The following is a 22,452-nucleotide window of genomic DNA, read 5'->3' as shown; positions in this document are numbered from 1 at the left end:
CAAGTTAACGTGATGTTTAGAGGCGGGTGAGCGATACACCCAAATTCACTCCATCCCGTATTTAAGGAGTTTTCTTTGAGAAATCAACTTTTAGAGCGGCCCGTGGCCGTACAGCATAATATTCGTGATCTCAGGCTTGCCGCTGGCCTTTCACAACAGAGTGCCGCTGAGCGTTTCGATCTTAGCCTGCGTGTTTGGCAGTCGAAAGAGTCTGCGAAGAATCCAGGGCAGCTCAGCCAAGGCGAATATGAATTGTTATTGTTGCTGGCTGGTCAACATCCTTACTTTGCACTGGTGTCGCAACAAAAAAAGTAAGCTGCGATGGCCTCACGCGTTTTGCACAAAAGAGACTGAGTATCTCATTTCGATGTTCAGGCACTGCATCAATGTCACAGAGTTAGCCGTATCACTGGCTAATCAAACTGAGTAGATGCATCACCGTCCTGGAGGGATTGTTGCGCCGCCAGGCAAAGGCGATATCGGTAAACAGGGTGTTATTCTCTATTTCGCAAAACGTAACATGCGGGTTGTTCACACAGCACATGGACTCTGGTACCAACGCGATGCCGCAACCTGCTCCGACCATGCCGAGAGACGAGGTGATTTGGGGAGCCTGAATAAATCGTGTTGTGGTGAACCCCGCGCGCAGACAGGTGCTTACGATGAGCTCATACAGGCTGGGAGCGACTTCACGCGGAAACATAATCAATGTTTCGTCCACCAGCTGCGCTAATGCAATGGTGCCTTGGGAGCTACATGCATGGCCCGCAGGTAACGCAATCATCATTCTTTCGGTAGCGATGACTTTCAAATTGAACGCTTTGCTGCTTTCACACGGCAAACGAATAAACGCCGCATCAAGCAACCCATCCCGCAGATCCTGCATCAGCAAAGCCATATTCTCTTCCCTGGCAATGAGTTCCATTGCTGGATAACGCGTTCTAAAACGCTGAAGAAGGTCAAACACGGGTGCCCCGAAAGCGACAGAACTGGCAAACCCGAGCGACATCTGTCCGCTTATACCCCGCGCCATACCACGGGCTTTCTCAAGCGCATGGTCGGCCAGCTGCACAATCTCAGTGGCGTCATTTAGGAATGCCCTTCCCGCCTCGGTGAGTTCAACGCCGCGCGTCAGACGTTTCAGCAATGGTGTCCCAATCTCATGTTCCAGCCGCTGTATTTGCTGGCTCAGCGGTGGCTGAGAAATGCCGAGCATTTCTGCAGCGCGGGTGAAATGAAGCGTCTCGGCGACAGCAACAAAATAACGCAGATGGCGAAGTTCCATATCAAAAACGTCTCAAAGTTAACAGGTTTCGCTATTGGATTCGTTAAGCCAAAAAGCCCACCATGATATTAACACGGCTTAACTATTGGTTTGCGAGGTGGCAAATGTGTAATTTTGTATCTGCCTGTTCATGTGAGGAACAGCTGAAAGAAACCGTCTTTAAACTCCATGATGATTCACCAGAAAAGGTTATCTATCAGACTTCACTGATGAGCGCGCTGCTGAGCGGTGTTTATGACGGTTCCACCACGGTGTCCGATCTGTTAAAGAAAGGCGATTTTGGCCTGGGTACGTTCAACCAGCTGGATGGAGAACTCATCGCCTTCGACAGCCAGGTCTATCAGTTACGCTCCGATGGCAGCGCCAATCCTGCCCAGCCCGAGCAACAAACGCCGTTTGCTGTGATGACTTTTTTCAAACCTGAAAATCGCCACCTCTTTACTGAAACCGCCACGCGAGAAGAGGTTCATCAGGTTATCGACAGCAAAATCACTTCAGATAACCAATTCTGTGCCATGCGTATCAGTGGTCGCTTTCATGCCGTACGGACTCGAACCGTTCCCTGCCAATGTCGCCCTTATCGCTCGATGCCGGAAGTGCTGGGCGATCAGCCAACCTTCGCATTTAAAGAGACGCAGGGTGAACTGATTGGCTTCCGTACGCCGCAGTACATGCAGGGAATCAACGTGGCGGGTTATCACGAGCACTTTATTACGGATGACCGGCAAGGCGGTGGGCACATCCTTGATTATGTGCTGAAGGAGGGAACGCTGACCTTTGGCTCCATTAACAAGCTGGTCATTGATCTTCCCCGGGATACCGAATTTCTTCAGGCAGAGCTCACGCCGCACAATCTTGATGAAGCCATTCGCGCCGTCGAAAGCTAACAATAGGGGGCAATATGAAAACGTTAAAAACCCACACTCACTGGAACAGCGGCGCGGATCTCGTGGTCGCGCAGCTTGAAGCACAAGGCGTAAACCACGTGTTTGGCATCCCCGGAGCCAAAATCGACAAAGTGTTTGATTCATTAGTGGATTCTCCCATTCAACTCATCCCTGTCAGGCATGAGGCAAATGCTGCCTTTATGGCCGCAGCGGTAGGCCGACTTACGGGACATGCCGGTGTTGCACTTGTGACCTCCGGACCAGGCTGCTCGAATCTGGTTACCGGCATGGCAACCGCCACCAGCGAAGGCGATCCGGTGGTGGCTATTGGCGGAGCGGTGAAACGATCGGATAGCGCCAAACAGGTTCACCAGAGCCTGGATACCGTGTCGATGTTTCGTCCGGTAACGAAATATGCTGTTGAGGTCACCGCCCCCTCCGCGCTGACCGAATGTGTCTCTAACGCATTTCGTTATGCAGAAAACGGACGCGGTGGAGGTGCCTTTATCAGCCTGCCGCAGGATATTGTTGATCAGCCGGTTTCCGGCAGCCCTTTGCAAAATAGTGGACACGTTAAGTTGGGCGCGGCCCCCGATGCCCTAATTGAGGCTGTCAGCCAGGAAATCAGCCGGGCAAAAAATCCGGTCATCCTGCTGGGCCTAATGGCCAGCCAACCAGAAAATAGCGCCGCAATCCATGAACTGCTGTCAAAAAGCCAGATCCCCGTGACCAGTACTTACCAGGCTGCAGGCGCAGTCAGACAGGAGCACTTCTCAAGGTTTGCCGGACGGGTTGGATTATTTAACAACCAGGCAGGAGACCGGTTATTACAGCAGGCGGACCTGATCATCACTATCGGTTATAGCCCGGTTGAGTATGAGCCGGCAATGTGGAACAGCGGCAAAGCCATCCTGGTACATATTGATGTGCTACCGGCTGATACGGATAACCGCTACCAGCCCGACGCTGAACTGGTAGGCGACATTGCGCAGACCGTATGCAAGATTGCCGCCCGTATCCTCTCACCATTAACGCTAAGTCACGCTGCGGCCACTGTACTGGAAGACCGCCAGCAGCAACGGCAATTACTGGCGATGCAAGGTGCCAGCTTAAATCAATTTGCGCTGCATCCTCTGCGCATCGTCCATGCGATGCAAGACATCATTAACTCTGACATCAGCCTTACCGTTGATATGGGAAGCTTTCATATCTGGATAGCGCGCTATCTGTATAGCTTCCGTGCGCGCCAAATCATGATCTCTAATGGTCAACAGACCATGGGTGTCGCCCTACCCTGGGCTATTGGTGCCTGGCTGGTTGATCCTTCACGCAAGGTGGTATCGGTGTCCGGGGACGGCGGATTTTTGCAATCAAGCATGGAACTGGAAACTGCCGTCAGGCTGAAGGCCAATATCCTGCACATCATTTGGGTTGATAACGCCTACAACATGGTCGCCATGCAGGAAGAGAAAAAGTATCAGCGAATTTCAGGCGTCAGTTTCGGTCCGGTGGATTTTAAAGCCTATGCCGAAGCCTTTGGCGCAGCCGGCTTCTCCGTTAACAGTGCGGCAGAACTTGAGCCAACATTGCGCAAAGCAATGGATGTCAGCGGCCCCGCTGTGGTCGCAATTCCGGTCGACTACAGCGATAACCCGCTACTGATGAGTCAGTTACACCTGAGTCAAATTCTCTAATTGAAAGGATATGATTATGAAAAACAGAGTTGCGTTTGTAACCGGCGCCGGACAGGGCATTGGCGCAGCCATTGCCTTACGCCTGGCAAAAGACGGCTTTTCCGTAGCCATCGCAGATTTCAATCTTGAAACGGCGCAGCATGTCGCTGATGAGATTGTCACATCAGGAGGAAAGGCTATCGCGCTGCAGGTTGATGTCACCCAACGCGATAACGTTTTTCACGCCGTTGAAGAAGCGCGCCATGCGCTGGGTGATTTCAACGTCATTGTGAACAACGCCGGTATTGCGCCATCAACACCGATTACCGATATCACCGAGGAGATTGTTGATAAGGTTTATAACGTCAACGTTAAGGGTGTGATTTGGGGAATGCAGGCGGCGATTAGCGCTTTTTCCGCGGAAAATCACGGTGGCAAAATCATTAATGCCTGCTCTCAGGCAGGACATGTTGGCAATCCGGAGCTGGCAGTTTATAGCTCCAGCAAATTTGCCGTTCGCGGGCTGACGCAGACAGCGGCTAAAGATCTTGCGTCGAAAGGCATTACGGTCAATGCCTTCTGTCCGGGTATTGTCAAAACCCCCATGTGGGAATCGATCGACAGGCAAATTTCACAAGCGGCGGGTAAACCGGCTGGCTTTGGGACGCAGGAATTTGCAAAACGTATTACTTTGGGCCGGCTGTCTGAACCGGAAGATGTGGCCGCATGCGTCGCATTTCTGGCGGGACCGGATTCCGACTACATGACCGGCCAATCACTACTTATCGACGGCGGAATGGTATTCAACTGATTCGCGGATCGTGCTTACCCATACTGCCGTGTGGGTAAGCTATTAATTATGCACTGTTGCCCGCATATATCGGGTTTCGCCCACAGTGGACATATATTCGCCAAAGGCACTTCTGTGCCAAAAGCGGAAGTTAAAGCACTAATGAGTATTTGATATTGAATGCCTAAATCATGCAGGATACTTACACATTGACTATGAAAATAATTATGCCGCGCTAACAGTAACGCCTAAAACGTAAATATTCTGGAGCGCTGCTTCGTCTTGAGCATCGGTGAACCCTACCCACTGTACAAACGTGTATTTTGATAATGTTTTCTCGTGCCAGGATAAAAATGTCACCTTCTCTGCTTAAGAACATACGTCTTCAGAAAGTAAAGGCGGCCACAACAACTTTGGCCACCTTTATTCAACACCAGCACTCAATGAAAATATGGTGTAATAACAGAGACTATTAGGCCAATAGCAAAAACCATAAACACACTACCACCAGTCTTATTTAGATATGAAAAGGCTTTACCAGTGGCCAGTTTTTTCTTCACTGAACTAGCCGAAGCACCATATATGAAGTGGATAATAACCACCAACACACAAAAAATCATAGAAAGAATACAGAACTGGCTGATAAAAGGCTTTTCAGCGTTTATAAACTGAGGGAATAGCGCCATGAAAAACACGATGGGTTTTGGATTAAGCAAAGAAACAAAAAAACCCTGACGAAACCTTGATGATTTTGATGGAAGAATTAAAATACTCTCACTTCCAGATTCACTCATTTTTTTTGGAGTAGAACGAAACAGCTTAACGCCCAGATAGGCAAGATAAGCAGCACCTACAATTTTGACCACAATCAACGCAAACTGAGAAGTTGTTATAATTATTCCCAAGCTGCTAGCTGCAATAATAGAAATCACACCCATACCTGCTGCCACACCAATAATTCCAGCTAAGGCACTACGTAAACTGTAATTAAGTGTATTCGTTAACGTGAGCAATACACCCGGTCCCGGGCTCGCTATGGTTAAGCTGGCAATTAAGATGTAAAGGTAAATCTGAGACATAAACTTGCCCTGCATAAATGGGGGGCATCCCCCCCCCCGCGGTTAATCGATTAGATTGAAAGATCTCTGTATTCCTGCCCGGCAAATAGAGCGCTGTCAACAAGGCGATCGCCCTCATTCTTAGCTACTTCCAAGTGGAATTTTGTTGGACCTGCATACTTAAAGTAATTTCTTGGGATTTCCAAATCGCTGGCTCGTTTGGCATCATATGTGCTTTCAGAGCAGAAGAAACGCATAACAAACGCTGCACGGATATCTACCTCTCCTTCGCCAAGCATTATGCTTCGATGGATAACGTATTTGTCAAAAATAAGCGCATCTCCTACTTCAAATTCATCCTCTACTCCAAAGTGATTAAGAATAGCCATCTGTGCGTTATCGTTAAGAGGACCATCACGCCACTGAACGAAATCGTCTGTAGTAGGATTCTCATTCGCGTCAATTTTTTGCTGCAGCATACTGAACACGGAGGGATCTATATGACTGTAAAGATAGTCACCGTTTACGCGATTTTTTGGTACGTAAGCCATACCCCCACGTTGCCCTTTTGGATTAATATTAACTAAAGGAGCCCAGATCGTGCATCCAAAATCTTCAGCATGATGGTAGCCAAAACTCTGTGTACCGATATGCCATGGAAAGCCTTTATTTTTGAGCTTTTCAAGCTCAAAAGATAATGCTTGTGCATAAAACATATTCCTTCCAGTCAGGTCTTTCATTGCCTTCTTAAATGCTGGATCTTTCAACAGACCAATCACTACCTCATCGCCATCGTACATGTCAAAAGCTAATCGACTGAACCCGGTCTGATACTTATCAGTAGGTTTATCAATGTACTGACCAATAGTTGACTTGATATAACTAACAAACTCTGGAGAATAAAAACCTTTTAACAAAAGGAAACCTTTCTCTTGAAAATCAGAAATTTGATCTTTCGTTAAGCTGAACTTTTTATTAATCACTTCACTACTCCATTTTTAAAGCCCATTAGGGCAAGAACAACCATTAGGTTGAGATAAAACTTTTCCCTTTGATGATTAATTTGTAATATTCAGCAGCGCATCATAATAATCAGCTCGCGCATCTAAATAAATTGAAGCTCCGAGCATAACAGCTTTCTTATTTTTTATTTTGTTACCTAATAATGGAATGAGTTCTTCTTGAATCCACCCATCTGAATAATCAATATTATTTTTTATTTTTTCATAAATCATCAGAATTTTTTTATTTTTTATTCCAAGCCGTAGCGCTCCTTGCATTACCTTTTCAATCAAAAGCGGCATTGTTAATTTTTGCGCAGCGATGATGCCGACTAATTGATAAAAATACTCTTCATAATCGGCCTCAATGAAAAGCACGTCTTGAGGACAATCACAACCAATGCCAATATCGTCACTGCTGTTTAGGTAGGATTTAACATCTCGCATTTCTAGCAAGGTAATTAATGCGTTGTGGTACATCTCTCCAGAATTGAGCCAGAGTTTTTTCAACGCGTAGTATTTTTCATGATTTCCATATATGTGCAATCCAGAATGTAAATTGAATTCATCAATACAAATCGATGCTTCAAGTAGTCTATCAAAAATCTGTAGATTTATGGATTTTTTGACTTTCAAAAACAACATATGATTAGAGGCTTTATGCCTTAGGCATAAGCTAATAAGAGTATGAGGGAAGTTATTTAAATTATTATCGCCATTCACATTCTTAATGCGCTTTAATTTTAACCAGCTTTCACCAGAGGTGGATTTGGATCTAGCCCCACCCTCACAAACATGTAATAAAAGTGAAGGGTTTAGTGCCAAGAAAGAGATAATTGATATCCATTTTTGTCGTAGATTCATTCCACAAATGCTCAATTTGCAACCAGATATTTACATTGCATTTACTTTAACTGCATTGAATTTACATGTCACTAAACTTATAAATATATGTTATTTATATAAATAACATCGAATTTGACTTACAACGCTTAAAAAACACACTGTTTTCGGGGCTTTTGAATTCCGCTAACATATAAATCTCTACCTGAGGCAATCAATTCAGTTAAATTAACCAAATTGATCATAAATCAATCTAAATCAAATCCAATCATAAAATATATATATCTTTTTCCGAACATAGCTCTGTGACTAATTTACGACAATATTCCACTATGTCATTATTAATACGAAAATAGAAATGCAGTGAAACCAATCAGTATTAAAGAAGAGTTAGTTATGAAAAGAATAGAATTATTAACAATGTTTATCTTTATTTTTTTAACCACCATCAAAATACTTATGATGGATTGAATTTAAGTCTGTACAGACCATCTGGATAAAATAGAACCAAATCAATTAATCATCTAAATCCATCTAACCAGACAGCTGTGATCCTGCCGTCAGGCTAAAGTCACATCCATTAACGGTTAGTCGAGGTTTACCAGAATTGCTGATTTGTTCACTTTAGTTGCGAGGCTGAATCGATAGCACAGACAGGAGTTCTGCACATCAATATGTGCGGAAACTTATTCACAAAAGTAAAGAACTTTTTATCAACATTGCAAAGTGAACAATCAGATCTTAACCCCCTAGCCCTGCCCTAAACCTGAAGTAACATCCGCTGCTCGCTCAAAGAGGACATTGGGCTTGGCGTCGTCCACTCTTTTCACTAAGCGGGCTTTGCAAACATCACGGTTTTAATTAAAGGATAACAGCTAATAATATGTGGGTCTCATTGGCTGCGTTCCATCAATTCAAGCGTCTGACCATCAGGACTTTGTAAATATATTACTCTGGTACCCTGCATGGGTCCTGACGACACTGTTTGAGGTTTACCCGGCGTCTTCCAACCGTAGTCCGATACTTTGCCTAAGAGCGTATCAAGATCCTCAACCATAAAAGCAAGGTGAGCGTAGCCTGGGATATAGGGCGCTGAAGGTTCTTCTGGCTGCTCAATGTTATTGTATTGGAGTAATTCAATTCGGATATCAGCCAGTTCAAGCAAAGCCATCCGTACATCAGCTCCCCTTGCACCTGTAACCTCATCGATTATAGGCCCAGACATTTTTCCTTCACGTAATAATTTACCGCCAAGAATCTGAGTCCAGAATAATAATGAGTCTTCAATATTTTTAACTGAAAAAACCAACGTGATTGACACTTAAGATCATGTGATTACCTACTGATTTTTGAAAGTTCATCAGCCAACTATATAAAAAGCCTGCTTTATTTCTACACCATAAATGCGCGAACGTTTTACAAGCCTGCATCTTTTATCGATAAATTGCGAATATCCTCTTTTCGCTCGAAGCTGTCTCTAATTTCCAATCGCAAAGAAGGGCTGCGGCAATTCAGTGAAGCACTATTATGTTAGAAGAGAGCATACGGTAGGATCACTTGAGGATAAGCAGAATGCTTCTGGAAAAGCTCAGGTTGCTTTAAGTTCGGAGGAAGGACAGTGAATTCTGGTTTTTCACCAGGGAACGCCAGCAGCAGATGGTGCTTAGGTTCAAGATGCGGTGTTATGTTTGATGTGACAGAACTACCTAAGCCGTCATCATTTTGACGTCCGCTTTTGGCTGTATTATCAGCCGAAAATCTCATCCTAACCAGCTACTGATAACGGCATTTCGCCGTTAAGAGATGCGCTTTCATGCAGCAAGCCCCAACGCAACTGCACCTAAACAATGCATTCGGCAAAAAGCTGATCGGCACTTTTCACAACTGTCCTCCTTTTTAAAACCACATGAATATCTATGATCGGCCACACATTTTACAATCTGTTTACCTGACAGCGGCGAAAATCTGTGCAAAGTAGTGTCCAGCGGCAAACGAGATTTATGCCCTGGCACGTCAATTGCTTTAGCTAACCGATGTCAGCCGCAGCAACCTGACAACCTGTGCGCGTTATTAAATCCATCAAATTGATTTAATAAAACACCCTCTTTTTGCATCAAGGCGGAAAACACCATGAAAATCCGATTCAACCCAGTCATAAAAGGATGTTTTGCAGCGGTGCTGTTAGCCAGCGTAGGCAGCGCGGCAGCGGCAACCACGTTGAATGCATTGTTTATGACGCAGGCGGCGTATAGCGAAAATGATATCCGCGCCATGACGCAGGCGTTTCAGAAAACGCACCCAGAGGTGCAGGTTAATCTTGAGTTTGTGCCGTATGAAGCGCTGCATGACAAAATTGTTGCGGCGCGTGGCGCGGGCGGTAACGGCTACGATGTGGTGCTGTTCGATGCCATCTGGCCGGCAGAATTCACTAAGTTCGATCTGTTGCAGGACGTCAGCAGCCGCATCAGCGCTGATGAAAAAGGGCAGATTTTCCCCGGCGCAATGAACACCGTTGAGTTCAAAGGCAAAACCCTCGGCATGCCGTGGATCCTCGATACCAAATATCTCTATTACAACAAAGCGATGCTGGAAAAAGCCGGTATCACCACGCCGCCGCAAACCTGGCAGCAGGTGATGGATGACGCGCGCATCATCAAGCAGAAAAACATCGTGAAATATCCGCTGGTGTGGAGCTGGTCGCAGGCGGAAGCGCTGGTGTGCGATTACACCACGCTGGTGTCGGGTTTCGGCGGCAAGTTCTATAACAACGACAAACTCGATTTCTCCTCCCCGGCCTCGTTGCAAGCGGTGAAGCTGATGAAAAGCTCGCTGGATGAAGGCTTGAGCAATCCGGCTTCACGCGAATATCTGGAAGAGGATGTGCGTAAAGCCTTCTCCAATGGCGATGCGGCTTTCGCGCTCAACTGGACCTACATGTACAACATGGCCAACGATCCTAAACAAAGTAAGGTCGCCGGCCAGGTGGGCATCGTTCCCGCGCCAGGCGATGCGCCGGGCAAATTCGGTGCCGTTAATGGTTCGATGGGCCTTGGCATCACTAAAGGCAGCACGCATGCGGATCAGGCATGGCAATACATCCGCTACATGACTTCACAGCCGGTACAGAACCAATACGCCACGCTGAGTCTGCCGATCTGGAAAAGCTCGTATCAGGATCCGGCGGTGCTGAAAAACCAGGAAAGCCTCATCGCGGCGGCGGATAAGTCGCTTAACGTGATGCTGTCGCGTCCGGAAACGGCTGACTATTCGCGTCTCTCCAACACGCTGCAGCAGCAGTTGCAGCAGTTGCAGCAGGTGCTGGTGGGCAGTGCAACGCCAGATGCCGCGCTGCAAGCGGTAGATAAGAGTGCGGCGCGTCTGCGCTAAGGGGCAACAATGCTGAGTTTGCGTCAACGCGAACAACGGCAGGCATGGGTGCTGCTGGCACCCATGTTGTTGGTGATGCTGTTGCTCACCGCATGGCCGCTGTTACGCACCATCTGGCTGAGTTTCACCGATGCCGCCCTGATCGGCAGCGGTGAAGCGCCGGGCTGGATTGGCTTTGAAAATTATCTGTTCGCCATCACCGATGCGGATTTCCGCAGTTCGCTATGGCGCACGCTCTATTTCACCGTGGTGTCGGTGGCAATTGAAGGCGTGATCGGCGTGCTGGTAGCGCTGTTGCTGAACCAGAAATTCGCCGGTCGCAACGTGCTGCGCGTGCTGGTGATTTTGCCGTGGGCGCTGCCGACCATCGTTAACGCCATGATGTGGCGTCTGAATTTCAACCCGGATTACGGCAGCATCAACGCCCTGCTGACGCAGTTAGGGATCATTGATGGCTATCGCAGCTGGCTGGGTTCGCCGGATTCGGCGCTCAACGCGGTGATGTTCGCCGATATCTGGAAAAACTATCCGCTGGTGACCTTACTGGTGCTGGCGGCGTTGCAATCGATCCCCGACGATCTGTTCGAAGCCGCACGGCTGGATGGCGCATCAGCGTGGCGGCGTTTTCGTGCCATCACCTTCCCGGCGATTGTTGGCCCGCTCAGCGTGGCGCTGGTGCTGCGCACCATCGACGCCTTCAAAATTTTCGACATCATCTACGTAATGACGCGCGGCGGTCCGGTCGATAGCACCAAAACCCTGAGTTTTTACGTGTATCAGGAGTCGTTTAGCTACCTGCGTGCCGGCAGCGGCGCGGCCTACGCGATGTTGATGACCTTGCTGTGCGCGGTGCTGATCACGCTTTACATGTTGTTACTGTGGCGCCAGCGCCGCAAAGGAAGCGCTCATGAAGGTTAAATTGCGCCATGTCGGTAAATACGCCGCCGCGCTGCTGGTGGCGTTCTCAGTGTTAGCGCCGATGGGCTGGCTGTTTTTGATGAGCGTCAGCGCCGCCAGCGATCTCACCCGCGTACCGCTGGAGTGGCTGCCGCGCCAGTGGGATTTCACCCGCTACGGCAAGCTGCTGTCGCTGGAGCCGGGCCAGCCGGGCGTGCTGTTTCTGCATGCACTCGGCAACAGCCTTTTAGTCGCCACCGGCGCGACAATCATCTGCTTACTGCTGGCGATTCCGGCGGCGTTCAGCTTCTCGCGCTATCGCGGGCGCGACGGCTGGCTATTCGCCTCACTTGCCATCTATATGGTGCCGCCGGTGGCATTCGTGTTGCCGCTCTACTTCCTGTTGCAGCAGTTCGATCTGCTCAACACGCGGCCCGGATTGATCATCGTTTACTGCTCGCTGATTCTGCCGTTCCTCACCTGGATGCTGAAAAACCAGTTCGATACGCTGCCGCAGGATATTGAACAGGCGGCGCGGCTCGACGGCCTGCGCGTCTGGCAAGTGCTGTTACGCATTACGCTGCCGCTGGCGAAGCCGGTGTTGGGGGCCGCCGCGCTGTTTGGCTGGCTGCTGGCGTGGGACGAATTTTTCTATGCGCTGCTGTTTACCAGCAATATCGCCGCACAAACCTTACCGGTCACCATTGCCGGATTTACCGCCGGACGCGCCACCGATGATGGCTTGATCGCTGCCGTCGGCATTCTGGCTTCGGTGCCACCGCTGTTTATTGCCATCTGGCTGCAGAAGACGCTGGTTAGCGGCCTTGCCAGTGGCGGGAGTAAAGGATGATGGAGCAGAAACTCACCGCCACGCTGTATGTGGTGGGCAACATTAATGTCGATTTGATCATGGGCACGCTGGATAACTGGCCGCAGCGCGGTACTGAAGTGATGCTGAATCACAGCGAACTGCGTCCTGGCGGCTCGGCGGGCAACTGCGCGCTGGCGCTAGAAGCGATGCAGGTGCGCCATCGCGCGGTCGCCAATCAGGGCAATGATGGCCTGAGCGCCTGGCTGGCGAGTCATTTTCCGCACAGCGCTGCGCACTGGACGCGCTACAGCTGCGAAACCTCGCTTACCGTTGGCGTGACGCATTCGGATCACGAACGCTCTTTCCTGAGTAATCTCGGCCATATCGTGCAACTCACCGCGCAGGATGTGCTGGATCAACTGCCGGCTACCGCGTCTGACGGCGATATCGTGCTGCTGTGCGGCACCTTTTTGTGTCTGCATCTGTATGACGATTATCCGGCGCTGCTCGCCGAGTTACAGCAGCGCGGCTTTGTCACCGCCGTCGATACCGGCTGGCCGCCGCAGGGCTGGACAAACGAAGTGCGTCAGCAGGTCACGCATTGGCTGCCGCTGTGCGACTGGCTGTTGCTCAATGAAGTGGAAACGCTGGGATTGGCGGCGTCAGACGACTTGCCCGCCAGCGCGCAAATGCTGGCGCAACAGCTAAGCGGACGCGGCGGCTGCGTGGTGAAATGCGGCCCGCAGGGCGCGCGCTGCTGGCAGGCAGATAACTCAGTAAGTCAGCCTGCACGTCCGGTCACGGTGGTGGATACCATCGGCGCGGGCGACAGTTTCAACGCCGGATTTCTCACCGCCCTGCTGCATCAGCAAGATCTCACCACGGCTTTGCAATGGGGGATTTCGGTGGCGTCACTGGCTATCAGCACCTTGCCGCGTCGTTACCCCGACTGGCATCAACTGCAACTTTCCCAGGAGTTTTAAATTATGGCCAGTGTTGAACTCGTAAAAGTGGCCAAACGCTACGCAAAACAGTCGGTGCTGCACCCGCTCGATCTCACCATTCCTGACGGCAGTTTTACCGTGCTGGTTGGCCCATCCGGCTGCGGAAAATCGACGCTGTTGCGCTTGCTGGCCGGGTTGGAGAGCTTGTCGGATGGCGCGATCCTGATGGATAAAGTGCAAATCAACGACCGCGATCCAGCCGATCGCGATATCGCCATGGTCTTTCAGAGCTATGCGCTCTATCCGCACTTAACCGTGGCGGAGAATCTGGCGTTCCACATGCAGGTGAAGAGGGTGAAGCGCGAGGAGCAGCACACTAAAATTGCGCGCATCGCCGGAATTCTTGGCATCGATAAGCTGCTGCAACGCTATCCGCGTGCACTGTCAGGCGGACAGCGTCAACGCGTGGCGATGGGCCGCGCGATGGTGCGAAATCCCAAGGTGTTCCTGTTCGATGAGCCGCTGTCGAACCTCGATGCGCAGCTGCGTATGGAGCTACGCGCCGAGATCAAATCGCTGCATCAGCGTTTCAAAACCACCATGGTTTATGTGACGCACGATCAGGTTGAGGCGATGACGCTGGCCGATCAAATTGTGGTGATGAAGGATGGCCGCATCGTGCAGCAAGGCGCGCCGCTGGCGATTTACGACCGTCCGGCGGATACCTTTGTCGCACGCTTTATCGGCTCACCGCCGATGAACCTGTTACCGGCACAGCTGATCGCCCGCGATGGCGTGCCCGGCGTGCAGTGCCAGGATCTGTGGCAGCCGTTGCCCGCGCGTTGGCAAGCGGCGGCGCGCGAACGTGCTGGCGCAGCCGTGACGCTAGGCGTGCGCCCGCACGATCTGCTTGAAGCCAGCAGCAACGCCGCAGCGTTGGTGAAAGTGGTGGAGATCACCGGCGAATCCACATTGTTGCATCTCGAATGGCACGGTCAGCCGTTGCATATGCAGATTGCCGGTCGCCACACGGCGGTGAGCGGCGAGAGCATTAGGCTCGGCTTCAACGCCGAGAAGATTCATCTGTTTGATGCGGAGACGGGATTAAGGTTGGTTGAGTCGCTTTAAGTGGGTGATCAGGCCAGAAAAGGCCCTTAAGATTGTCATTGCTGTTTAGGGGGCGCATGAGCATCCTATTCGCCCAATCGTTAGTTTCCGTATTGGAGTGCGTACATTGCGCTGAATAGGATGTTCTCGTGAGCTGTCAGAAAGATTTTTTTTAATCACTGAAAACGGTAACATAGGCATCCAATGATCATCCTTGCCGCATCGTTTCATCTTTTAAATTTTTCAATGTGGCCTTTTCATATGTGCGGGTATTGTTATGCGGTTCCTGAAAACGATTAATAGAAATAAAAACAACCTGCTTAGAAAAATAAAAAAAACAGTGTTATTGTGCCTTATCCGAACTATACGCACCCGAGATGCTTTTGAACCTGTTAAAGCGCGTAATATATTGATTCTTCGTCTCGACGACAAAATTGGTGACATGGTCGTGACGACTGGGACTGCATTTAAACTCGCAGAAAAAGGTTACAGAGTCTCAGTGCTCACTGGTCCGGTATGCGGGCAACTGCTCCATAACTGCGACTATTTTGATCAGATTATTCAATATAAAAATCGGATGTCACTTGACCTGTTACACGCTCAGAAATTTGATGTTGTCATCGATTTTGACGATGTTCAGGATTATGAACGTCTGAAGCTGGCATGGCTGATGAGACGTAGCCACCATGTTGGCTTTAATAAAAATCTTCCGGGTATTTATAATGCATCGATCCCTTATCTTGATGCCGAGAAGCATATCACTGAACGCCATAAGCGGGTGCTGGCACTGTTCGATATCCACGAAACCTCATTTCATTATCAACTCGGGCGCTGTGTTAAAGAACAAAACAGAGTCAAGAATGCCCTTCGAATTACAGATAGCGATATTGTCGTTTCTGTGAATCCTTTCTCTGGCGCCACGGATAAAGATTTCTCCGAAGAACAGGTCATCTCTCTCATCTACTTTATTCACTCGATTAATCCGGAGATAAAAGTTGTGGTAATCGGGCAGAGCAACAAAGTACGTTCATTCAGTGCGCATGGTGCTTTAATTATGTCAGAAAGTACCATAAATACCGCAGTTGAAATTGTCCGCATCTCTGACGCGGTAGTGAGTACGGATACTTCCATCGTCCACATTGCTAACGCGCTAAATCGTCCACTAGTGGCACTTTATAATAAGAGGAAGCTCAAGGATACCGGCTTGATCGGCTATAAAACCTGGGCACCAAATTATCCTCAGGGTAATCAGATAGTGGTTGAAAATGATTACATTAGTCATTGTTCAATCAACACAATTTTTCCGGCAGTTGAGACTGCAATCCGGGCAGCAAGTATGCTTAAGCTCCCGTAAACACTTTCATCATCTCTAATGAAAAAAAGCCACCCAACATTGGGTGGCGAAATATAGTTAATCACATGCATAACAACGATATTGGCGAACACTCATTCCTTAAGCATTTCACGACTACTATTTTACCCTACTGGCTATTTTATTCTGTCTTCACCGTTTAAAGATAATGTAAAACTCCTCTCAACCTTTAACGGATTAAATACATCTACCAGGTTTTTCCGATATTAAACTGGAACTGCTCCGACTTATCGCCCTCATATTTTTTAATCGGCAATGCATACGAAAACACCAGCGGACCCAGCGGCGACTGCCATTGCAAGGCCACGCCGCTCGACACGCGAATCTGGCTGGGATCGCCGTAATCAGGAATTCCCGCCGCTTTGGTGGCTGCGGTATTCTGCCAGCCGGTATCCCACACGGTGCCGGCATCAACAAACAATGAAGTGCGCAGCGCATCGGCATAGCGCTCGCTGATAAACGGCGTAGGGACAATCAGCTCCGCGCTCACCACCGCCATCGCATTACCGCCCACCGCATCATCCGATTTCTCCACCGGGCAAGCACCGTAACTGCTTTCGCTGCCGCTGCAGCGGTAATAGGCGGCTTTTGGTCCGATGGTGTTGGAAGAGAATCCGCGTACCGAACTGGAGCCGCCAGCATAGAAGTTGTCGTAGAACGGCACTTCTTTGCCGCCTAAGCCGTCGGCGTAACCGGCTTTACTGCGGCCCATTAGCACCCAGCGATGGTCGCTGCTCAGCGGCACGTAGCCGTTTGCGGTCAACGTGCTTTTGTAATAACTGTTGGTGGAACCTGGAATGGTCACTTTGGTGTTGAAACCGGCGCTCACGCCCGAGGTAGGGAAGAAGCCGCGATCCAGCGAGTTGTAGCTCCAGCCTATGTTCCAGAAGAAATCGTTGGCGGTAAATTTGTCCGCCACGGTGGCGTCGTCATCGTCGTCATCGCTGGTGATGACTTTTGGATGAATGCCCTGCGAACCCAGATAGCGCCACATTGCTACCTGCGGTGCCATATTGCTGACGCGGTTATAGACGTAATCCAGCCCGCTGTTCACGCTGCTGTTTTCGCCGATTGGGAAGCTTAACGTGCTACTCGCGCCGAAGCTCTTCAGTGTGTATTCGGAAAGATCGTTATCTTCCGCGCTGTAATCGTTGTAGAACAGTTTGCCGCCAAGACTCACGCCATCCACGGTGAAATAGGGATCGGTAGCGGCGATTTCGACATAGGTTTGATAGCTATTTTTCGTGCCGCTGAAACTCACGGTATTACCGGTGCCCATCCAGTTATCCTGGCTGACGCCAAGCTGATAACTGATGCCGCTGTCGGTGCCGTAACCCAGCCCAACGTTGAAGGTGCCGGTATTGCGCTCCTTCACTTTGTACACCACGTCCACCTGATCCGGGCTACCCGGCACGCGCTGCGTATCAACATCTACGCTTTCGAAATAACCGGTGCGATTAAGGCGCGCCTTGCCCTGCTCCACCTGATTGCTCGCCAGCCATGCGCCTTCCATCTGGCGCATTTCACGACGCAGCACCGCATCTTTCGAGGTGTCATTGCCCGAGAAACGCACCTGTCGCACTGAGAAGCGCCGCCCGGCATCGACATTCACGTGTAGCTGCACGGTCTTAGCGCTGTCGTCTATTTCCGATTGCGTATTCACCTGCGGGAACGCATAGCCGTAACGACCGAGCAGGCTTTTAATCGCCTCTTCGTTTTGGCTGATTTTTGCCCCGCTGTATAAGCTGCCCGCCGGCATGTGCGCCAGTTTTTCAATTTCGGCGGAATAGCCGGCCATATTTCCGCTCAGCGTTACGCCGCTAACATGATAAACATCGCCTTCATGAATATTTATCGTGACGTAAATATGCTTTTTATCCGGCGTTAAACTGACTTGTGTGGAATCGAGGTTAAAGCGTGCGTAACCGCGATCGAGATAATAACTGCGCAGCGTCTCTAAATCGCCCGAGAGTTTCTGTTTCTGGTATTTCTGATCGGCGATCAAATTCCACCACGGCACATCGTCGCGCAATTGGAAATGCGAGATCAGTTCATCAGCGGAAAAAGCGTGGTTGCCGACAATGTTGATCTGCTGAATTTTCGCCGACACGCCTTCGGTGAAAATGAACTTCAGATCGACACGGTTGCGCGGCAACGGCGTGACGACCGCTTTGACGCTGGCAGTATATTTCCCGGCGCTGTAATAGAAATCTTCCAGCCCTTTTTCCATATCCGATAGCGTGGTGCGGTCCAGCGCTTCACCCACGCGCACGCCCGAGGCATCAAGGTTTTGCTTGAGCTGATCCTCTTTAATCGCTTTGTTACCAGAGAATGAGATGCTGGCAATCGCCGGGCGCTCTTTGACTTTGACAAGCAGCGCATCCCCGTCACGCAGCACCTGCACATCGTCAAAATTGCCGGTGGCGAACAGCGCGCGGATGCTGTTGCGAATATCATCATCATTGACGCGATCGCCAACACGCAGCGGCATATGCAGCAACGCCGCGCCGGGTGCGACGCGCTGAAGCCCAGCAAAGTGAATATCCTTTAGGGTGAAATCATCTGCACCAAAGGCAGTGGTGGTTACCATTAAAAGTAACCCGGTTAACATCTTCTTCATCTGTTGTGAGCCTGCCGTTTTTTCTGTGCATGATTCAAGCGCCTTGCTTCCGCACCACATAAAAACGGGCTGAACACGCGGTTCAGCCCGTTAACTGCGGCGATATGTTCCGGAAAAAAGACCGCTGAGCCAAAGGTAAATTCAGCGCGACTCGCGGATTTTCGGTTGTTTTACAATAAGCTGCATCGCTCCTGCCAAAATCTCCGCATAAGAATTACCCTTCTGCCGTTACCGGCTGAAACGTACGGCGATTGAGGCTGGTGAAGATCACCAGCAATGCCATCATCACCAGCTCAACGCCGAGCGTTCCGGTGATCGCCGCCAGATGATTGCCGTGCGTATAGATCTGCGTGAATACACCGCCCAGCAGCATCGGGCCTAGACCTAACGCCGATTGCTGCACCGTCGACAGCACCGCGCTGCCCGCGCCCGCCTGATGATGCGGCACGCCGCTCATGCCAATGCGGTAGAAGGTGCTGACGATAAACGACTGACCAAAGCCAATCAGCACCGTTGCGGGAATCAGGGTGAAAATACCGACCTGCGGCCAGGCGAGTTGCAGCGTGGCGATCAGGGCCACCAATCCAACCATCTGAATACAGCAGCCCATCAATAAGGCGCCGCGCTTACCTAAACGCTCGACGATGCGCGTGGATTGCATCGCCCCGATAAAATAGGCCACGCCAAGCGCGATAAACGCATTCCCGGATTGAAACGCCGTCAGCCCTAAACCGGTCTGCAGCGTCAGTGCCACAGAGAACATAAAGCCGCTCCAGCAGGAGAAGAACAGCACCGCCAGCGTCAGGCCAAAACGCACGCTCGGCAGACGCAGTAGTGAAGGCGGCAACAGCGGCGCGCCGTTGGCCGCTTCCAAACGCAGCGAACTCTGGCGCAGACGATGCAGAAACAGCGGGAACAGCACCAGCAGCAAGATGCACGGCCACGACCAATGCAGCAGCGGACCAAGCGCCAGTGCCAGCATCAGGCAACCAATCGCGCCCGCCAGCAGCAAGGTCCCGCTAACATCCACCGGTACGCGCTGTGTGTTCTGCGTCTCCGGCACAAAGCGGCGCGCGGTGATCAGCACAAACAGGCAAATTGGCAGGTTAATCAGGAAAACGCTGCGCCAGCCGTAGCCGCCGATATCCGCTTTGATGAGAAATCCGCCCAACACCTGACCGATGATAAAGGCCAGCCCGCCAATGCCGCCGTACAAACCGATGGCGCGCGCATGCGCTCTGCCCTTCAGGGTGATGTGCAGCGTGGCGAGGATTTGCGGCACGATAAAGGCCGCGCCCACGCCTTGAAGCGCGCGGGCAAACATCAACAGGCCAACGCTATTGGCGATGCCGCATAATAAAGATGCAATTCCGAAGATCCCTACTCCGGCAATGAACACGCGACGGCGACCGTAGTTATCGCCGAGGCGACCGCCCATCGCCAGGCAGATGGCAAAGGCAATGCCGTAGACCGCGACGATCAGCGCCAGCTCAATCGCCGTGGCCTGCAGCGTGTGGGCCATCGCGTCTAACGCTACGTTAACGATAGAAAAATCAATCATGGGCAGCAGCTGCCCGGCAAGCAGGACCATCAATCCTGTGCGTTGAAGTTGCGATGTCTGCATCGGTTTTACCTTGTTTTTGCTGTCAGTACGGCATAGCATCACCTAACCATTAAACGGGTACCAGTTCTTGATTATCATGGTATAAATACTACCCGTCTTGTCGAAGGATCTGCTTATGAGCCTGACATCCGCGCCTGTTACCACCGAACAAAACAACCGCAAATTACTCGGCACCTTTCTGCGCACGCGCCGGGAAAACCTCGATCCTAATCGACTCGGTTTACCTCGCATGCGCCATCGCCGCACGCCGGGTTTACGCCGTGAAGAAGTCGCGCAGTTAGCGGATGTTGGCGTGACCTGGTATACGTGGCTGGAACAGGGACGCGATATCAAAGCCTCGCCGAAAACCCTGACGGCGATCGCTAGCGCGTTGCAGTGCAACGATGTGGAAACGCAGCACCTGTTTTCGCTCGCCGGGCACGCATTGCCCTCGGTGCGCGTGGTGGCCGCCTGCTGCAAAATTGCCGCGCACAATCAGCAGATGCTCGATGCGATCCAGTTACCGGCGATTATTGAGACGCCGCGCTTTGATATTATCGGTTACAACGCCGCGTGGTGTGCCTTGATGGGCGTGGATTTAGCCGAAATCGCGCCAGAAGATCGCAACTGCATCTGGCTGGCCTTCAATCACCCAACCTGGCGCAAAGCGCTGAATGACTGGGATGAAGTGATGCCGCAGATGGTGGCGATGTTTCGCGGGCAGATGGGCGAGCACCTTGGCGATCCGCACTGGGAAAGCTTTCTTGCTCGCTTGCTGAACAGTTCAGATGAGTTTGCTCACACCTGGCAGCGCTATGAATTGGGCCAGGTGGAGAATCGCGTAAAACGTTTTTACCGCGACGAAGTGGGTGAAATGACGCTGCGGCAAAATAACTGGTGGTCGGCGTCACGCAACGGCGATCGCCTGCTGGTGTATGTGCCGGACGATGAAATCAGCGCCGCGGCACTCCAGCAGTTGATCAATCCGTGATGCGTTATGCCTTGCTCGTCAGTGCCGGAATCGGTGTTTGCGGGCGGGCGCCCTTCTGGCTGTTTAACAGAATCTGACCCAATAAGCTGTCTTTATTCACCACGCCATATTTCAGGTTGGTGTCGAGATATTTACGATCAAATCCCGTCAGTTTGGTCAGCGGCGGCAAGACGGCCGGCAGACGATCGACCATCAGCATGCGGCTCAGCTTCACCGGACGCCACTCCACCAGGCTTTGATACAGCAACGCGCTGGCTTCGCATTTACGCAGATAGAAGTTGTACAGATTGTTCTCACGCAGCGCCTGCTGCTGCGCGATATACACCACCAAATAATCCGGTGGCGTGATGCCCTGCACAATAGTTTCGTAATTGGGCAGCGCGAGCAAACGACGGAAAAACTCGTCGGCGCCCACTTCAACAATCGGGCGGAAAAAGTGCAGCCAGCGCGCAATAAAGGCATTATTTTTCGGCGCGGCCAGGAACCAGGATTCAATCACCGGATAGGCTTTATCCAGCGTCGAACTGTCGCGATAAAAGGCGATCAAGTCATAACCATCGTCAACATTCACCGCCAACAATTCGTCCATCGTGCGGTTGAGAATGATGGTGGCATCCATCCAGATTCCGCCATAGCGATGCAGCAGTTCCAGCCGGATTACGTCACTTTTATGTGAAGGGCGCATATCCTGATGCATGAAGTGCAGATCGGGCAGATAGTGCTGAATATTCAGGTTATTGATGACGGTTACCTGATAGCCGGGGTTTTCGCGCACGATTTTATCGACAAAAATCTGCACCTCTTCCGGTAGCGTTTCACTTTCCCAGTACATCCAAATCTGACGCGGAATGGCAGCAGGCGCGGTCTGGCGTGCAACTAAATTGATATCCTGCTCTGCGGCAGGATTGTAATCGGGCAGCGTTCTGCGTTTGGTCAGCTTTTTTTCCGCCAGTAAACCTAATGAAACCAAATGGGTTTTAAATTTATTCTTTTTCATCGTTTCTCCAGCAGCACAGCCGCCAGTTAACTACTTATTGCTGTTAAAAAAGGCACACATCAGCCCTGCACCTAATGCTGCAGAAAGCCGACAAAAGCCCGGAAAATTGGCTCAAAATTATCAAACAGCATTCAGCGCGACAATTTAATAAACCGCTAAAACCTCACTTTAAGAGAATACGTAGAG

18 protein-coding genes and 1 pseudogene are annotated in these 22,452 nt (G+C 50.7%); 11 read left to right on the top strand and 8 right to left on the bottom strand.

Annotated features, from left to right (window positions below):
• Positions 1-75 precede the first annotated feature (75 nt).
• A complete protein-coding gene (locus tag ACVLVH_RS00555) occupies positions 76-315 on the top strand; it encodes a transcriptional regulator (RefSeq protein WP_110868383.1) in 240 nt (79 codons plus the stop codon).
• A 91-nt stretch (positions 316-406) separates the two neighbouring features.
• Here the strand turns inward: ACVLVH_RS00555 and ACVLVH_RS00550 are convergent, their stop codons facing one another.
• Positions 407-1,285, bottom strand: a complete 879-nt coding sequence (locus ACVLVH_RS00550; RefSeq protein WP_222213982.1) for a LysR family transcriptional regulator — start codon at positions 1,283-1,285, stop codon at positions 407-409.
• A gap of 104 nt (positions 1,286-1,389) precedes the next feature.
• Between ACVLVH_RS00550 and budA the strand changes: the two genes are divergently transcribed.
• Genes budA through ACVLVH_RS00535 form a run of 3 tightly spaced genes read left to right on the top strand, consistent with a single transcriptional unit; the run spans position 1,390 to position 4,656 of the window.
• A complete protein-coding gene (budA, locus tag ACVLVH_RS00545; RefSeq protein WP_280173301.1) occupies positions 1,390-2,172 on the top strand; it encodes an acetolactate decarboxylase in 783 nt (260 codons plus the stop codon).
• Between the two features lie 14 nt (positions 2,173-2,186).
• The gene (gene alsS, locus ACVLVH_RS00540) at positions 2,187-3,866 is read left to right on the top strand and encodes an acetolactate synthase AlsS (RefSeq protein ID WP_222234215.1); all 1,680 of its coding nucleotides are present in this window, start codon (positions 2,187-2,189) and stop codon (positions 3,864-3,866) included.
• A 16-nt stretch (positions 3,867-3,882) separates the two neighbouring features.
• A complete protein-coding gene (locus ACVLVH_RS00535) occupies positions 3,883-4,656 on the top strand; it encodes a (S)-acetoin forming diacetyl reductase (protein WP_280173261.1) in 774 nt (257 codons plus the stop codon).
• Between the two features lie 419 nt (positions 4,657-5,075).
• Here ACVLVH_RS00535 and ACVLVH_RS00530 read toward each other — a convergent pair whose 3' ends face one another.
• The 4 genes and pseudogenes from ACVLVH_RS00530 to ACVLVH_RS00515 form a co-directional block, all read right to left on the bottom strand.
• On the bottom strand, positions 5,076-5,714 hold the full coding sequence (locus ACVLVH_RS00530; protein ID WP_210080058.1) for a LysE family translocator: 639 nt from the start codon (positions 5,712-5,714) through the stop codon (positions 5,076-5,078).
• A 50-nt stretch (positions 5,715-5,764) separates the two neighbouring features.
• On the bottom strand, positions 5,765-6,676 hold the full coding sequence (locus ACVLVH_RS00525; RefSeq protein WP_137387209.1) for a phytanoyl-CoA dioxygenase family protein: 912 nt from the start codon (positions 6,674-6,676) through the stop codon (positions 5,765-5,767).
• Positions 6,677-6,751: 75 nt separating this feature from the next.
• Complete coding sequence (locus tag ACVLVH_RS00520; RefSeq protein ID WP_280173263.1) at positions 6,752-7,558, bottom strand: hypothetical protein; 807 nt, start codon at positions 7,556-7,558, stop codon at positions 6,752-6,754.
• 871 nt (positions 7,559-8,429) lie between these two features.
• Positions 8,430-8,868, bottom strand: a pseudogene (locus ACVLVH_RS00515) (VOC family protein).
• 799 nt (positions 8,869-9,667) lie between these two features.
• Between ACVLVH_RS00515 and ACVLVH_RS00510 the strand changes: the two are divergent.
• The 6 genes from ACVLVH_RS00510 to ACVLVH_RS00485 all read left to right on the top strand — a co-directional run bounded on the left by ACVLVH_RS00510 (position 9,668) and on the right by ACVLVH_RS00485 (position 16,037).
• Positions 9,668-10,924, top strand: a complete 1,257-nt coding sequence (locus ACVLVH_RS00510) for an extracellular solute-binding protein (RefSeq protein WP_498948339.1) — start codon at positions 9,668-9,670, stop codon at positions 10,922-10,924.
• A gap of 9 nt (positions 10,925-10,933) precedes the next feature.
• Positions 10,934-11,842 (top strand): carbohydrate ABC transporter permease, encoded by a 909-nt coding sequence (locus ACVLVH_RS00505; RefSeq protein ID WP_064739811.1) that lies wholly within the window; start codon positions 10,934-10,936, stop codon positions 11,840-11,842.
• On the top strand, positions 11,832-12,671 hold the full coding sequence (locus tag ACVLVH_RS00500; protein WP_064739810.1) for a carbohydrate ABC transporter permease: 840 nt from the start codon (positions 11,832-11,834) through the stop codon (positions 12,669-12,671). The genes ACVLVH_RS00505 and ACVLVH_RS00500 overlap by 11 nt, the downstream gene beginning before the upstream one ends.
• On the top strand, positions 12,671-13,615 hold the full coding sequence (locus ACVLVH_RS00495; RefSeq protein WP_210080442.1) for a carbohydrate kinase family protein: 945 nt from the start codon (positions 12,671-12,673) through the stop codon (positions 13,613-13,615). The genes ACVLVH_RS00500 and ACVLVH_RS00495 overlap by 1 nt, the downstream gene beginning before the upstream one ends.
• Before the next feature lie 3 nt (positions 13,616-13,618).
• The gene (locus ACVLVH_RS00490; RefSeq protein ID WP_277975122.1) at positions 13,619-14,704 is read left to right on the top strand and encodes an ABC transporter ATP-binding protein; all 1,086 of its coding nucleotides are present in this window, start codon (positions 13,619-13,621) and stop codon (positions 14,702-14,704) included.
• Between the two features lie 256 nt (positions 14,705-14,960).
• Positions 14,961-16,037: a glycosyltransferase family 9 protein gene (locus ACVLVH_RS00485; protein WP_277975123.1), complete on the top strand. Its 1,077-nt coding sequence runs from the start codon at positions 14,961-14,963 to the stop codon at positions 16,035-16,037.
• Positions 16,038-16,242: 205 nt separating this feature from the next.
• On the opposite strand, the gene bamA is transcribed toward ACVLVH_RS00485, so the two are convergent.
• Entirely contained in the window at positions 16,243-18,675 is a 2,433-nt protein-coding gene (gene bamA, locus ACVLVH_RS00480; RefSeq protein ID WP_498948337.1) for an outer membrane protein assembly factor BamA, read from the bottom strand.
• 214 nt (positions 18,676-18,889) lie between these two features.
• The gene (locus ACVLVH_RS00475) at positions 18,890-20,299 is read right to left on the bottom strand and encodes an MFS transporter (RefSeq protein WP_280173269.1); all 1,410 of its coding nucleotides are present in this window, start codon (positions 20,297-20,299) and stop codon (positions 18,890-18,892) included.
• 115 nt (positions 20,300-20,414) lie between these two features.
• On the opposite strand from ACVLVH_RS00475, the gene ACVLVH_RS00470 reads away from it, so the two are divergent.
• The gene (locus ACVLVH_RS00470) at positions 20,415-21,269 is read left to right on the top strand and encodes a helix-turn-helix transcriptional regulator (RefSeq protein ID WP_498948335.1); all 855 of its coding nucleotides are present in this window, start codon (positions 20,415-20,417) and stop codon (positions 21,267-21,269) included.
• Positions 21,270-21,273: 4 nt separating this feature from the next.
• On the opposite strand, the gene ACVLVH_RS00465 is transcribed toward ACVLVH_RS00470, so the two are convergent.
• A complete protein-coding gene (locus ACVLVH_RS00465) occupies positions 21,274-22,266 on the bottom strand; it encodes a glycosyltransferase family 32 protein (RefSeq protein ID WP_280173271.1) in 993 nt (330 codons plus the stop codon).
• Positions 22,267-22,452: the final 186 nt, after the last annotated feature.

This window comes from Kluyvera sp. 1366 (assembly GCF_054823405.1).
This window is presented reverse-complemented; position numbering and strand designations above follow the sequence as displayed.

Bases quoted from the DNA above. Each gene is read 5' to 3' on its own strand.
- ACVLVH_RS00490 (WP_277975122.1), top strand. From the start codon at position 13,619: ATGGCCAGTGTTGAACTCGTAAAAGTGGCCAAACGCTACGCAAAACAG.
- ACVLVH_RS00495 (WP_210080442.1), top strand. From the start codon at position 12,671: ATGGAGCAGAAACTCACCGCCACGCTGTATGTGGTGGGCAACATTAAT.
- ACVLVH_RS00550 (WP_222213982.1), bottom strand. From the start codon at position 1,285: ATGGAACTTCGCCATCTGCGTTATTTTGTTGCTGTCGCCGAGACGCTT.
- ACVLVH_RS00530 (WP_210080058.1), bottom strand. From the start codon at position 5,714: ATGTCTCAGATTTACCTTTACATCTTAATTGCCAGCTTAACCATAGCG.
- budA (WP_280173301.1), top strand. From the start codon at position 1,390: ATGTGTAATTTTGTATCTGCCTGTTCATGTGAGGAACAGCTGAAAGAA.
- ACVLVH_RS00500 (WP_064739810.1), top strand. From the start codon at position 11,832: ATGAAGGTTAAATTGCGCCATGTCGGTAAATACGCCGCCGCGCTGCTG.
- ACVLVH_RS00465 (WP_280173271.1), bottom strand. From the start codon at position 22,266: ATGAAAAAGAATAAATTTAAAACCCATTTGGTTTCATTAGGTTTACTG.
- bamA (WP_498948337.1), bottom strand. From the start codon at position 18,675: ATGAAGAAGATGTTAACCGGGTTACTTTTAATGGTAACCACCACTGCC.
- ACVLVH_RS00485 (WP_277975123.1), top strand. From the start codon at position 14,961: ATGCGGTTCCTGAAAACGATTAATAGAAATAAAAACAACCTGCTTAGA.
- ACVLVH_RS00475 (WP_280173269.1), bottom strand. From the start codon at position 20,299: ATGCAGACATCGCAACTTCAACGCACAGGATTGATGGTCCTGCTTGCC.
- alsS (WP_222234215.1), top strand. From the start codon at position 2,187: ATGAAAACGTTAAAAACCCACACTCACTGGAACAGCGGCGCGGATCTC.
- ACVLVH_RS00520 (WP_280173263.1), bottom strand. From the start codon at position 7,558: ATGAATCTACGACAAAAATGGATATCAATTATCTCTTTCTTGGCACTA.
- ACVLVH_RS00505 (WP_064739811.1), top strand. From the start codon at position 10,934: ATGCTGAGTTTGCGTCAACGCGAACAACGGCAGGCATGGGTGCTGCTG.
- ACVLVH_RS00510 (WP_498948339.1), top strand. From the start codon at position 9,668: ATGAAAATCCGATTCAACCCAGTCATAAAAGGATGTTTTGCAGCGGTG.
- ACVLVH_RS00470 (WP_498948335.1), top strand. From the start codon at position 20,415: ATGAGCCTGACATCCGCGCCTGTTACCACCGAACAAAACAACCGCAAA.
- ACVLVH_RS00535 (WP_280173261.1), top strand. From the start codon at position 3,883: ATGAAAAACAGAGTTGCGTTTGTAACCGGCGCCGGACAGGGCATTGGC.